Origin of the sequence: Streptomyces sp. CAI-85 (assembly GCF_013363615.1) — a bacterium.
Classification (GTDB): Bacteria; Actinomycetota; Actinomycetes; order Streptomycetales; family Streptomycetaceae; genus Streptomyces; species Streptomyces antibioticus_B.
On sequence record NZ_JAANNX010000007.1, the window covers coordinates 127,915 to 139,968 of the forward strand.

At 74.0% G+C, this 12,054-nt stretch carries 11 protein-coding genes and 1 pseudogene; 9 read left to right on the forward strand and 3 right to left on the reverse strand.

The annotated features are described in order from the left end of the window. Window positions 1-35 precede the first annotated feature (35 nt). A complete protein-coding gene (locus tag G6W55_RS12135) occupies window positions 36-809 on the reverse strand; it encodes a CDP-alcohol phosphatidyltransferase family protein (RefSeq protein WP_175520828.1) in 774 nt (257 codons plus the stop codon). 107 nt (window positions 810-916) lie between these two features. On the opposite strand from G6W55_RS12135, the gene G6W55_RS12140 reads away from it, so the two are divergent. The 5 genes from G6W55_RS12140 (at window position 917) to G6W55_RS38605 (ending at window position 5,871) form a co-directional block, all read left to right on the forward strand. Continuing rightward, on the forward strand, window positions 917-1,897 hold the full coding sequence (locus G6W55_RS12140) for a zinc-binding alcohol dehydrogenase (protein WP_175520829.1): 981 nt from the start codon (window positions 917-919) through the stop codon (window positions 1,895-1,897). A gap of 140 nt (window positions 1,898-2,037) precedes the next feature. Then, window positions 2,038-2,436, forward strand: coding sequence for a 6-carboxytetrahydropterin synthase (locus tag G6W55_RS12145; protein WP_030789380.1), 399 nt, complete (start codon window positions 2,038-2,040; stop codon window positions 2,434-2,436). Further along, window positions 2,433-3,614: a glycosyltransferase family 4 protein gene (locus G6W55_RS12150; protein WP_175520830.1), complete on the forward strand. Its 1,182-nt coding sequence runs from the start codon at window positions 2,433-2,435 to the stop codon at window positions 3,612-3,614. Before G6W55_RS12145 ends, G6W55_RS12150 begins: the two co-directional genes overlap by 4 nt. Then, window positions 3,611-4,603 carry an SAM-dependent methyltransferase gene (locus tag G6W55_RS12155; protein ID WP_175520831.1) on the forward strand — a complete coding sequence of 331 codons (993 nt, stop codon included), beginning with the start codon at window positions 3,611-3,613 and terminating at the stop codon, window positions 4,601-4,603. The genes G6W55_RS12150 and G6W55_RS12155 overlap by 4 nt, the downstream gene beginning before the upstream one ends. Beyond that, window positions 4,603-5,871, forward strand: a complete 1,269-nt coding sequence (locus tag G6W55_RS38605) for a lysylphosphatidylglycerol synthase transmembrane domain-containing protein (RefSeq protein ID WP_254876205.1) — start codon at window positions 4,603-4,605, stop codon at window positions 5,869-5,871. The genes G6W55_RS12155 and G6W55_RS38605 overlap by 1 nt, the downstream gene beginning before the upstream one ends. Here the strand turns inward: G6W55_RS38605 and G6W55_RS12160 are convergent. Further along, window positions 5,844-6,503: pseudogene (locus G6W55_RS12160) on the reverse strand (creatininase family protein); the annotation flags it as partial. The gene G6W55_RS38605 and the pseudogene G6W55_RS12160 sit on opposite strands and share 28 nt — an antisense overlap. 38 nt (window positions 6,504-6,541) lie before the next feature. On the opposite strand from G6W55_RS12160, the gene ribA reads away from it, so the two are divergent. The 4 genes from ribA to G6W55_RS12180 all read left to right on the forward strand — a co-directional run bounded on the left by ribA (window position 6,542) and on the right by G6W55_RS12180 (window position 10,815). Then, window positions 6,542-7,201 carry a GTP cyclohydrolase II gene (ribA, locus tag G6W55_RS12165; protein WP_030789396.1) on the forward strand — a complete coding sequence of 220 codons (660 nt, stop codon included), beginning with the start codon at window positions 6,542-6,544 and terminating at the stop codon, window positions 7,199-7,201. A gap of 248 nt (window positions 7,202-7,449) precedes the next feature. Further along, window positions 7,450-8,595 carry an FAD-binding oxidoreductase gene (locus G6W55_RS12170; protein WP_309243693.1) on the forward strand — a complete coding sequence of 382 codons (1,146 nt, stop codon included), beginning with the start codon at window positions 7,450-7,452 and terminating at the stop codon, window positions 8,593-8,595. After that, entirely contained in the window at window positions 8,592-9,653 is a 1,062-nt protein-coding gene (locus G6W55_RS12175; protein WP_175520834.1) for a saccharopine dehydrogenase, read from the forward strand. Before G6W55_RS12170 ends, G6W55_RS12175 begins: the two co-directional genes overlap by 4 nt. Next, the gene (locus tag G6W55_RS12180; RefSeq protein ID WP_175520835.1) at window positions 9,646-10,815 is read left to right on the forward strand and encodes a saccharopine dehydrogenase family protein; all 1,170 of its coding nucleotides are present in this window, start codon (window positions 9,646-9,648) and stop codon (window positions 10,813-10,815) included. The genes G6W55_RS12175 and G6W55_RS12180 overlap by 8 nt, the downstream gene beginning before the upstream one ends. On the opposite strand, the gene G6W55_RS12185 is transcribed toward G6W55_RS12180, so the two are convergent. Beyond that, entirely contained in the window at window positions 10,781-12,010 is a 1,230-nt protein-coding gene (locus G6W55_RS12185) for a serine hydrolase (RefSeq protein WP_175520836.1), read from the reverse strand. The genes G6W55_RS12180 and G6W55_RS12185 overlap by 35 nt on opposite strands. Window positions 12,011-12,054: the final 44 nt, after the last annotated feature.

Here is a 12,054-nt window from a genome sequence, read left to right on the forward strand (position 1 = left end):
GGGGTGCGGTGCGGGCCAGTCGATGGGGTGGGGGGTCAGGCGAGTTCGAGTTCGAGGAGCTTTGTGTCCACCGGGAGCGTGTCCTCGGGCTGTGTGGTGTGCGTCGTGCGCCACAGCCACAGGACGTCGCGGCCGAACGACCAGAGGAGGGAGCCCAGGGCCAGCAGGGCGACGGCGAGGTTGCCGGCGTGCGGGAGGAGGCCGGCGCCGGCCAGGAGGAGGCAGATGCCCTGGAGCGCGGCGACCGTCTTGCGGGCCATGCTCGGCGGGAGCGGGTTGTTCAGCCACGGCGCGACGCGGGCCGCGGCGACGAACCCGTAGCGCATGCCGCCGATCAGCAGGACCCACGGGCCCAGGTCCATCGAGACGTACACGCTGAGCACCAGGATCAGGAAGGCGTCGACCTCCATGTCGAAGCGCGCGCCCAGGGCGGTCGAGGTGCCGGTGCGGCGGGCGACCTTGCCGTCGACGCCGTCCAGCAGCAGCGCCACCGCGGTCAGACCGACCAGCAGCGTCACCGGGGGTGTGCTCTCGAAGGAGTCGGCGACCAGCGCGGTCACCCCGCCGACCAGCGTGGCGCGTCCCAGGGTGACCCGGTTCGCCGGGCCGAAGGAGCGCAGTCGGGAGCGGTGCAGTGCCCGGGAGAGCGAGGCCCACAGGGCGACCGCGAAGACGAGGCCGGTGATCCAGCCCGCCGTCCCGAGTCCGATCGCCGAGCCGAGCAGGGCCAGCACCAGGATCTGTACGCCCGCTCCCACAGCGGTCTCCTGCTGGACCAGCCTTGCGTCGTAAGTGTTGTTCAGGGCCACCGCACATCCTCCGGCCAGGTGACAGAGTCGATCAAGGCCGCGTACTGTGCGCGGCCTGTGCACACCTCGGTACGTGCACCACTCGCGGAGCGTTCAGGAGGACGTCGATGAACCGTGCGGCACGTGCGTTCTGGCTGGGCTCGCCGGGACGCGGCGAGATCCGGGACGTCGTCCTGCCGGACCCGGCCGAGGGCGAGGTCGTGGTCCGCTCCCTGTACTCCGGCGTGAGCCGCGGCACCGAGACCCTCGTCTTCCGCGGCGGGGTGCCCGAGAACCAGCACGCGGTGATGCGCGCGCCGTTCCAGGAGGGCGACTTCCCGGCCCCCGTGAAGTACGGCTACCTCAACGTGGGGCAGGTGGAGGAGGGCCCGGACGATCTCGTCGGGCGGACGGTCTTCTGTCTCTATCCGCACCAGACGCGGTACGTGGTGCCCGCCGCCGCCGTGACGCCGGTACCCGACTCCGTGCCCGCCGCGCGGGCCGTCCTCGCCGGCACCGTGGAGACGGCCGTCAACGCGCTCTGGGACGCGCGCCCCCTGGTCGGCGACCGGATCGCGGTGGTCGGCGGCGGCATGGTCGGCTGCTCGGTGGCCGCCCTGCTGGCCCGCTTCCCCGGTGTCCGCGTGCAGTTGGTGGACGCCGACCCGGCCCGCGCGAAGGTCGCCGAGGCGCTCGGCGTCGGCTTCGCGCAGCCCGCGGACGCGCTCGGCGGCCTCGACCTCGTCGTCCACGCCAGCGCCACCGAACAGGGCCTCGCCCGTTCCCTGGAACTGCTGAGCCCGGAGGGCACCGTCCTCGAACTCAGTTGGTACGGCGACCGGAAGGTGAGCCTCCCGCTCGGCGAGGCGTTCCACTCCCGACGCCTCGTCATCCGCAGCAGCCAGGTCGGCACCGTCTCCCCGGTCCGCGCCAACCGCTCCTACGCCGACCGGCTCGCCCTCGCCCTGGAGCTGCTCGCCGATCCGGCGCTCGACGCACTCGTCACCGGAGAAAGCGCGTTCGAGGAGCTTCCGGAAGTGATGCCCCGGCTCGCGTCGGGCGAGGTCCCCGCCCTCTGCCACCGCGTCCGCTACGGCACGAGCGCCTGACCGTGTACCGACACGAGCGCCTGACCTGAGAAAAGAGTGAGATCCGGCTGAACACGGGGCAGCGGGGAGCCGTACTACACGGCATCCCCCGGCGGTCCCGTGCCGGAGGACCAGACGCGCCGCACCTGGAGGGTCGTCCGTTGTTCAGTGTCACCGTCCGCGATCACATCATGATCGCCCACAGCTTCCGCGGTGAGGTCTTCGGACCCGCGCAGCGCCTCCACGGAGCCACGTTCCTGGTGGACGCGACCTTCCGCAGGCAGGAGCTGGACGACGACAACATCGTCGTCGACATGGGACTCGCCAGCCAGGAACTCGGTGCGGTCGTCAGCGAGCTGAACTACCGCAACCTCGACAACGAGCCGGAGTTCGCCGGGATCAACACCTCCACCGAGTTCCTGGCGAAGGCCGTCGCCGACCGGCTCGCGGAGCGGATCCACAAGGGCGCGCTCGGCGAGGGCGCCCGGGGCATCTCCGCGCTCTCCGTCACCCTGCACGAGTCGCACATCGCCTGGGCGAGTTACGAGCGTGCGCTGTGACCGACGTGACCCTGGTCAAAACGCCGCTCGCGTACGTTCCCGCCCAGGCGGCCGTTCCCAAGACGGGTGACATCATCCCCATGTCCCTGCGCTCCGTGCACTTCGTCCTGCCCGGCGGGTTCGACGACCCGGCGAACCCCAGCGGCGGCAACGCCTACGACCGGCGCGTCTGCCTGGACCTGCCCGGCTTCGGCTGGCAGGTCCACAAGCTCCCGGTGCCCGGCGCCTGGCCCCGCCCGGACGCCGCCGCCCGCGCCGAACTCGCCCGCACCCTGCGGGAACTGCCCGACGGCGCCGCCGTCATGCTGGACGGCCTCGTCGCCTGCGGCGTCCCGGAGATCGTCGTCCCGGAGGCGGAGCGGCTGCGGCTCGCCGTCCTCGTCCACCTCCCGCTCGGCGACGAGACCGGCCTCGCCCGCGAGGTCGCGGCCGAACTGGACGCCAAGGAGCGCGAGGTGCTCCGCGCGGTCCCGGCGGTGATCGCCACCAGCGAGTGGGCGGTCCGCCGCCTCGTCGCCCACCACGGCCTCGCCCCGGAGAAGGTGCATGTCGCCGCGCCCGGCGCCGACATCGCCCCGCTCGCCTCGGGCACCGACGGCGTCTCCCGGCTGCTGTGCGTGGCCGCCGTGACCCCGCGCAAGGGACAGCACCGGCTGATCGAGGCGCTGGCCACGGTCACCGACCTGCCGTGGAGCTGCGTCTGTGTCGGCGGCCTCGGCCAGGACCCCGAGTACGTCGCCCATCTGCGCGGCCTCATCCGCCGGTACGGCCTGGAGGACCGGCTGGAGCTGGCGGGACCGAAGGCCGGCGCCGAACTGGACGCCAGCTACGCCGCCGCCGACCTGATGGTCCTCACCTCCTACGCCGAGACCTACGGCATGGCGGTCACCGAGGCCCTCGCCCGCGGCATCCCGGTCATCGCGACGGACGTCGGCGGGCTGCCCGAGGCCGTCGGCCGCGCCCCCGACGGCGGAGTGCCCGGCATCCTCGTCCCGCCGGAGGACCCGGCCGCCCTCGCCGCCGAACTGCGCGGCTGGTTCGGCGAGGCGGACGTCCGACGGCGGCTGAAGGCGGCCGCCCGCGGCCGCCGGGCCGCCCTGAACGGCTGGGCGTCCACCGCCCAGAGCCTGGCCGGCGTGCTGAGCCGGCTCCCCAGCGAGCCCCGGAGGGCGGCATGAGGAAGACGACGGCGACCCCCGCGGACCTGGCCCGCCGGATCGGCGGCATCCCGGGCCAGCCCGGCCCGCAGGATCCCGACGAGGTGATCGCCGGCGCCGGCCCCGTGGCCCGCCCCGGCGAACGCCCCACCGTCCGGCTGCGCGAGACCGACGACGAGGAACAGCCCCGGTACGCGCCCGAGTGGCTCGAACTGCGCGAGCCCGCCGACGCGGCGGCACGCGCCCTGGACCTGCTCGACCCGCTGCGCATCCGGCTCGCCAACCTGCCCGGCCGCAGCGGCGGGTTCGCCATCCACGACCTGGGCTGCGGCACCGGCTCGATGGGCCGCTGGCTCGCCCCCCGGCTGGACGGCCCCCAGCACTGGATCCTCCACGACCGCGACCCCTACCTGCTGCACTTCGCGGCCGTCGCCTCGCCCCGCGCCGCCGCCGACGGCAGCCGGGTCACCGTGGAGACCCGGCGCGGCGACGTCGCCCGGCTCACCCCGGACGCCCTGGTCGGCGCCTCGCTGGTGACCGCGTCGGCGCTGCTCGACGTCCTCACCCGCGAGGAGGTCGAGACGCTCGCCGCCGCCTGCGCGGGCGCCGGCTGCCCCGCCCTGCTGACCCTGTCGGTCGCCGGACGCGTCGAGTTCGACACGCCCGACCCGCTGGACGAGGAACTCGCCGCCGCCTTCAACGACCATCAGCGGCGCGGCGGACTGCTCGGCCCCGACTCGGTGAGCGTGGCCTGCGACGCGTTCGGCGCGCACGGCGCCACCGTCAAGGTGCACCCCAGCGCCTGGCGGCTCGGCCCCGAGCACGCCGCCCTCACCGCCCAGTGGCTGCGCGGCTGGGTCGGCGCGGCCGTCGAGCAGCGCCCCGAACTCGCCGAGCGCGCCCAGGCGTACCTGGAGCGGCGGCTCGCCGCCTGCACGGCCGGCGAGCTGCGGGTCGCCGTCCACCACAGCGACCTGCTGGCCCTCGCCCGGCCCAAGGGCGGCGCGTGATGAGTGCCGACACGGTCGGCGCCCGGGCCGAGCCGACGGCACCCCTGCCGTGGACCGACACGGCCGGTCCGACCGACCCGGCCGACGCCGTACGACGGCCCGGGACCGAGCCGTCCGCACTGCGCCGGCTGCTCACCTCCCGCGCCCTGCGCACCCACGGCGGGACGGTCGCCGGGGTCGTCATCCTCGCCGTCCTGCTGTGGCGCATGGGCACCGGCGTCTTCCTGGACGGACTGCGCCGGATCGACGGGCCGACGCTGCTGGTGGCGCTCGGCATCGGCGCCGTCACCACCGTGTTCAGCGCCTGGCGGTGGGCGCTGGTCGCGCGCGGGCTGGGGATCCGGCTGCCGCTGGGCCCGGCCGTCGCCGACTACTACCGCTCGCTGTTCCTGAACGCGGCCCTGCCCGGCGGCATCCTCGGCGACGTCCACCGCGCGGTGCGGCACGGACAGAGCGCCGGTGACGTCGGCCGCGGTGTGCGAGCCGTCGTCCTGGAGCGCACGGCCGGGCAGATCGCGCTCGCCGTCGCCGGAGCGGGGGTGCTGCTCACCCTGCCGTCCCCGGTCAGGGACGAGGTACGGCATCTCGCCCCGCTCGTCCTGCTGGCCGGGGCGGGCGCGCTCGCCGTCGTCCTCGCGGTCCGGATGAACGGCTCGGCCGGACCGGCCCGCGGCGGCCGGATCCGCGCGTTCCTCGCCGAGGCCCGCGAGGGACTGCTGTCCCGGCGCAACGGCCCCGGGGTCGCGCTGTCGTCCCTGGTCGTGCTGGCCGGGCACCTCGGGATGTTCGTGGTGGCCGCCCGGGTCGCCGGCTCCACCGCTTCCGTGCTCGCCCTGCTGCCGATCGCGGTCCTCGCGCTGCTCGCGATGGGCCTGCCGCTGAACGTCGGCGGCTGGGGGCCCCGGGAGGGCGTCACCGCCTGGGCGTTCGGCGCCGCGGGCCTCGGCGCGGGCACCGGCTTCGCGGTCTCCGTGGTGTACGGCGTGCTGAGCTTCGTCGCCGCGCTGCCGGGCCTGGCCGTCCTGGTCGCCCGCTGGTACACGGGCCTGCGCGCCGACGCCGCGAAGAAGACCGGCGAGCCGGCCTACGCGGAAGCGGAAGCCGCGTCGCCGTCCTCCGAAGTGCCGTCGGCGCCGGGGGTGTTCGAGCTGTCCGCGGTCATCAGCGAGAAATACGTCCCGAAGGACTCCGCGAAACTCGCCAGGAGTTCCTTCCCCTTTTCCGCCGACCCCAGGGAAGGACGGCCGATGACGCCCGAATCGGTATAGGCGGACATTCCCAGCGTGAGCAGATGGCGACGGTCGTCCGCGACGAAATCCGCGGACTCATGGCCGGGCCGGACGAGTTCGGGATGGGCGTGCAGCAGGATCGAGGTCTCGATCTCCCCGGCGTGCATGTCGGTCAGCAGCGAGGTCTCCACCCCGGACCGCACCCGCGCCGCCTCCCAGTCCTCCGGGGCCGGGAAGAGCGCCATCCGCTCACCGCGGGCGGAGGACTCCTGGACCGCGTTGCCCAGGACGTAGTTCCCGCCGTGTCCGTTGACCAGCACCAGGGCCTCGACGCCCGAGCGGCGCAACGACGCCGCGATGTCCCGTACCACCGCGTGAAGGGTCACGGAGGAGATGCTGACGGTCCCAGGCCAGGCCGCGTGCTCGTGCGAGCAGGCGATGGTCACCGGCGGAAGGAGGTGCACCGGGTATGCCTCGGCGATCTCCCGGGCGATGGCACAGGCGACGAGCGTGTCCGTGGCCAACGGCAGGTACGGCCCGTGCTGTTCGAAGCTTCCGACGGGCAGCACCGCCACCTGGACGGGCGCACCGGCCCCGCGGGCCCGGACGTCCTCGGTGGTGTCCGCGGGCAGCGGACCGTACGCCGCCGTCCTCATCTCCGAACCACTCATCTTGTCCCGGCCTTTCGTCTCCGCTTAGGAATCAGATCATGACAGAGAACATCGGCGTACTCGGCACCAAGACCTCGCAGCGCACCGGAGTGGAACGCGTCGTGAACGCGCCGCTGCCCACCGTGTACGGCAAATTCCAGGCCGTGGGATACCTCGACCACGACCGCGGCGACGAACAAGTGGCCTTGGTCTACGGCGAGATCGGCAGCGAGGGCGTGCTGACCCGGCTGCACTCCGAGTGCCTGACCGGTGACGCGTTCGGCTCCCAGCACTGCGAGTGCGGCGACCAGTTGGAGTCCGCGCTGCGGGCCGTCGTCGCCGAGGGCAGCGGCATAGTCGTCTATCTGCGCGGACACGAGGGCCGGGGCATCGGCCTGCTCGGCAAGCTGCGGGCGATGGCCCTCCAGGCCGAGGGCCTGGACACCGTCGAGGCGAACGTCGCGCTCGGCTTCCCGGTCGACGCCCGCGACTACAAGGTGGCCGCCGAGATGCTCCGCGACCTGGGCGTGCGCTCGGTGCGGCTGATGTCGAACAACCCGCGCAAGCGCGAGGCGCTCGTGGACAACGGCATCCAGGTCGCCGAGGAGGTGCCGCTGCTGATCGAGCCGTGCGAGAACAACATCACCTATCTGCGCACCAAGCGGGAGCGCCTCGACCACCGGCTGCCCCACCTGGACGCGGTGGCGCACTGGTCCTGAGCGGCCTTTCGGCCGTCGCCCGGCGGACGCGAGCCAGAGGTCCCCGGCTCGGGGGGATCCGGGCCCCGCGCGGGTAGGGATCACGACGGCCATGGCACGCACCGGTCATGGCATACGCCGGTCACGGCGTACCCCGTCATGGCACACGTCGGCCCCCGGCCGGTACCCGGTCCGGCAACAGGCCGGGTACCCCGCCCGACACCGGGCCGGTACCCGGGCCGGGGCCGACGCCGAAAGGAGCCGCCCGCGTGGACACGTATGCCTCGGTCGTCGTCATCGGCGGCGGAGTGATGGGCACGAGCATCGCCTACCACCTGGCCGCCGCCGGGGTGCGGGACGTCCTGCTGGTGGAGCGCGACGAACTCGCCGCCGGATCGACCTCGAAGGCCGCGGGCGGCGTCCGCGCCCAGTTCTCCGACGAACTGAACATCCGGCTCGGGGCCCGCAGCCTGGAGGCGTTCGCCCGGTTCGGGCAGGACATCGGCCACGACATCGGACTGCGCCGGGTCGGCTATCTCTTCCTCCTCTCCACCCCCGAGGAGGTCGCCTCCTTCGAGGCGAGCATCCGGCTCCAGAACGCGCTGGGCGTCCCCAGCCGCCTCGTCGACCCGGCCGAGGCCCGCCGGCTCTCCCCGCTGATCCGCACCGAAGGACTGCTGGCCGCCGCGTTCTCGCCCGACGACGGCCACTGCACCCCCGAGGCCGTCGTGCACGGCTACGCGGCCGCCGCCCGCCGCCACGGCGCCCAGATCCTGCGGCACACCGCCGTCACCGGCATCGAGACCAGGGGCGGCGCCATCACCGCCGTCACCACCCCGCTCGGCCGCATCAGCACCGGCACGGTGATCTGCGCGGCCGGTGCCTGGTCCCGGGCCGTCGGCGCCATGGCCGGCGTGGACCTGCCGGTGCAGCCGCTGCGCCGGCAGATCGCGGTCACCGAACCCGTCCCCGGACTGCCGCCCGGTCTGCCCATGACCATCGACTTCACCAGCACCCTCTACTTCCACGCCGAGGGCCCCGGACTCCTCGTCGGCATGTCCGACCCGGACGAGCGTCCCGGCTTCGCCACCGACCCCCACGACCGCTGGATCCCGCGCCTCGCCGCCGCCATGCAGCACCGCGCGCCGTCCCTGCTCGACCTGCGCCGCACCGGCGGCTGGGCGGGCCTGTACGAGGTCACCCCGGACCACAACGCCCTGATCGGCGAGGCCACTTCGGTCTCCCGCTTCCTGTACGCCACCGGCTTCTCCGGCCACGGTTTCCTCCAGGGACCCGCCGTCGGCGAGGTCGTCCGCGACCTGTACCTCGGCCGCGTACCCTTCGTGGACGTCACCCCCCTGAGCGCCGGCCGGTTCGCGGCCGACGCCCCGCGTCCGGAGGTCAACCGCGTATGACCGCCCTGCACCTGTGGCTGCGCCACGAGGTCCGTTCCACCGAACGCCGCACCCCGGTCGTCCCCGACGACGCCCGCCGGCTGATCGGATCCGGCGTACGGCTCACGGTCGAGGACTCCCCGCAACGCGTCTTCCCGGCCGAGGAGTACGAGGCCGTCGGCGCCCGGATCGCCCCCGCGGGCTCCTGGGTCTCCGCGCCGGCCGACGCCGTGATCCTCGGGCTCAAGGAACTCCCCGACGAACCGCCCCGATTGACGCACCGTCACATCTTCTTCGGGCACGCCTACAAGCGGCAGCCCGGCGCCGCCGACCTGCTGCGCCGCTTCACCGCCGGGGGAGGGGCCCTCCTCGACCTGGAGTACCTCGTCGACGACCAGGGACGGCGCCTCGCCGCCTTCGGCCACTGGGCGGGCTACCTCGGCGCCGCCCTCGCCGTGCTCCAGGAGCGCGACCGGCTGACCACACCCCTGCGGCCCACCGGCAAGGACGAGCTGGACGCCCTCCTGCGCCCGGCCCCCGGCGACGCGGAGTTCACCGCCCTCGTCGTCGGCGCCCTGGGCCGCAGCGGCCGGGGCGCCCGCGCCGCGTTGGCCACGGCCGGCGTCGAGCCCACCGGCTGGGACCTCGCCGAGACCCGCGACCTGGACCGCCAGGCCCTGCTCGACCACGACGTCCTGGTCAACTGTGTCCTCGCCACCACCCCCGTACCGCCGTTCGTCCGCCCGGCGGACCTCGCCGACCCGGCCCGCCGGCTGCGCACCGTCTCCGACGTCACCTGCGACGTCGGCTCGCCCCTCAACGTGCTGCCCGTCTACGACCGCACCACCGAGTGGACGGACCCGGTACGGCGCCTCACCGACGACCCTCCGCTCGATCTGATCGCGATCGACAACCTGCCGTCGCTGCTGCCGCGCGAGTCCGCCACCGACTTCTCGCGCGACCTGCTGCCCGCCCTGCTCGACTTCGACGGCGCCCCGTGGGACCGCTGCCTGGAACGATTCCACCGGGCGTGCGGTGAACAACTGGGGGTCGAGGAAGGCGCGTCCGGCCGTGTCTGAGCCGAGGGTCCCCGCGAGCGGCACCGTCCACTGGATCGGCGCCGGACTCTCCACCGGCAGCGGCCTCGCCGACCTGTGCGCACGCGCCGCCCGGGTCCGGCTGTGGCACCGCACGGCCGAGCGGGCGGTGCGGGCGCTCGACGCGCTCGGCCTCACCGGACGCGCCGAGCCGCGCGCGTACACGCTTCCGGCGCTCACCGCCGAACTGGCGCCCGGGGACGTCGTCGTGTCGATGCTCCCCGCGCCCGCACACGCCCCGCTGCTCGCCGCGTGCGTGGCGGGGCGGGCCCACTTCGCGTGCTCCAGCTATGTCTCCGACGCGGTCCTGGAGCAGGTGCCGGCCGCCGGGCGGGCCGGGATCACCGTCCTGACCGAGGCCGGACTCGACCCCGGCATCGACCATCTCCTCGCCCACGACCTGGTCGCCCGCGCCCGGTCGGCGATCGGCGCCGACACCCCGGCCTCGTACCGGCTGACCTCGTACTGCGGCGGCGTCCCGGCGGTCCCGGACGCCTTCCGCTACCGGTTCAGTTGGGCGCCGCTCGGCGTGCTGAACGCCCTGCGCTCGCCCGCCCGGTACATCGAGGACGGCGCCGAGACGGTGGCCGCGCGGCCCTGGGAGGCGACCCGTCGGCAGACCGTCGGCGGGGAGACCTTCGAGGTGTACCCCAACCGGGACAGCGTGCCCTTCGTCGAGCAGTACGGGCTGCCCGCGGCCTGGCGGGCGGATACCCTCGTGCGCGGCACCCTGCGCCTCGACGGCTGGCTGCGGGCCTGGGAGCCGGTGTTCGAGGAGCTGAGGGCGGGCGACGACGAGCGGATCGCCGCCCTGGCACGGGAGTTGGCGGCCGCCCATCCGACCACGGACGCCGACCGGGACCGGGTCGTGCTCGCGGTGTCGCTGGAGGCCGACGCGGGCGGCGGCCGGGTGTGGTCGGGGAGCCGGCTCCTCGACCTGGTGGGCGACGAGCGGGAGAGCGCGATGGCGCGGTGCGTGTCGCGCACCCTCGCGCTCGGAGTCCGTCACATCCTGGACGGCGGTCTTCCGGCGGGCCTGAACCGGGCGGCCGAGACCCCGGAGCGCTCCGCGGTGTGGCTGCGCGAACTCGCCGCAGAGGGGCTGGAGTTCAGTCCGTCACCGCTTCGTGGACCAGCCGTTTGAGGTCGGGGTAGAGCTTCAGCGACCGTCTCGGTCTGAGCTGGGTCAGGAACTGCACGCTCAGGTCGCGGCTCGGGTCGATCCAGAAGGTGGTGGTGGCGACGCCGCTCCAGCCGTAGGTGCCGAGCCCCGAGGGGGCCTGGGTGCGCTCAGGGTCGACGACCACGGAGACGCCCAGGCCGAAGCCGACGCCGTCGTTGCCCGGTTCGTCGTGGGCGGGGCGGCTGCCGAAGGCGCGCAGGTCGGCGTTGTCCGGCAGATGGTTGCGGGTCATCAGGTCGACCGTCTCCGGGGCGAGCAACCGGACGCCGTCCAAGGTGCCGCGGCGGCGCAGCAGTTCGCTGAAGCGGTGGATGTCGTAGGCGGTCGCGACCATGCCGCCGCTGCCCGACAGGAAGCGGGGGCGGCCGGTCAGCGGCAGTCCGGCGATCGGCTCGATGCCGCCGGTGTCGGAGTCGCCGTACAGCTCGGCCAGGCGGGGTGTCCGGTCGGGGGTGACGTGGAAGCCGGCGTCGGGCATGCCGAGCGGGCGGAAGATCCGTTCGGTGAGGAAGGTGTCGAGGGGCTGCCCGGAGACCACCTCGATGATCCGGCCGAGGACATTGGTGGCGACCGAGTAGTTCCACTGGGTGCCCGGTTCGAACTGGAGCGGCAGGCGCGCGTACGCGTCGACGGTCTCGGCGAGATCGGAGCCGGGCAGCACCGCCGACTCCAGACCGGCCTCGCGGTACAGGGCGTCGACGGGGTGGCAGTGGTAGAAGGCGAAGGTGAGGCCCGCGGTGTGGGTCATCAGATGCCGTACCAGCAGCGGCTGTTCGGCGGGGCGGGTGGTCAGTCCGGTGCCGGAGCCGCCCGCGTACACGCGCCGGCCGGCGAAGGCCGGGAGGTGGTCGGCGACCGGGTCGTCCAGCCCCAGCCGGCCCTCCTCCATCAGGATCAGCGCGGCGACCGAGGTGACGGGCTTGGTCATCGAGTAGATGCGGTACAGGGTGTCCGCCTCGACGGGCAGCCCCCGGGCGACGTCACGGTGGCCGTGCGTGGTGAGGTGCGCGACGCGGCCGCCCCGGGAGACGGCCAGCAGGAACCCGGGCAGCCGCCCCTCGTCCACGAGATGGGCCACATGCTGGTCGAGACGGTCCAGCGCCTTCGCGTCCAGTCCGACCTCGGCCGGGTCGGCCTCTTGCCGCAGCAGTGCCATCGTTTACCTCCGGTGCGCTCGTGCGAGGTACGGTCCGGCCGGTC

Bases quoted from the DNA above. Each gene is read 5' to 3' on its own strand.
- G6W55_RS12140 (WP_175520829.1), top strand. From the start codon at position 917: ATGAACCGTGCGGCACGTGCGTTCTGGCTGGGCTCGCCGGGACGCGGC.
- G6W55_RS12155 (WP_175520831.1), top strand. From the start codon at position 3,611: ATGAGGAAGACGACGGCGACCCCCGCGGACCTGGCCCGCCGGATCGGC.
- G6W55_RS38605 (WP_254876205.1), top strand. From the start codon at position 4,603: ATGAGTGCCGACACGGTCGGCGCCCGGGCCGAGCCGACGGCACCCCTG.
- ribA (WP_030789396.1), top strand. From the start codon at position 6,542: ATGACAGAGAACATCGGCGTACTCGGCACCAAGACCTCGCAGCGCACC.
- G6W55_RS12175 (WP_175520834.1), top strand. From the start codon at position 8,592: ATGACCGCCCTGCACCTGTGGCTGCGCCACGAGGTCCGTTCCACCGAA.
- G6W55_RS12185 (WP_175520836.1), bottom strand. From the start codon at position 12,010: ATGGCACTGCTGCGGCAAGAGGCCGACCCGGCCGAGGTCGGACTGGAC.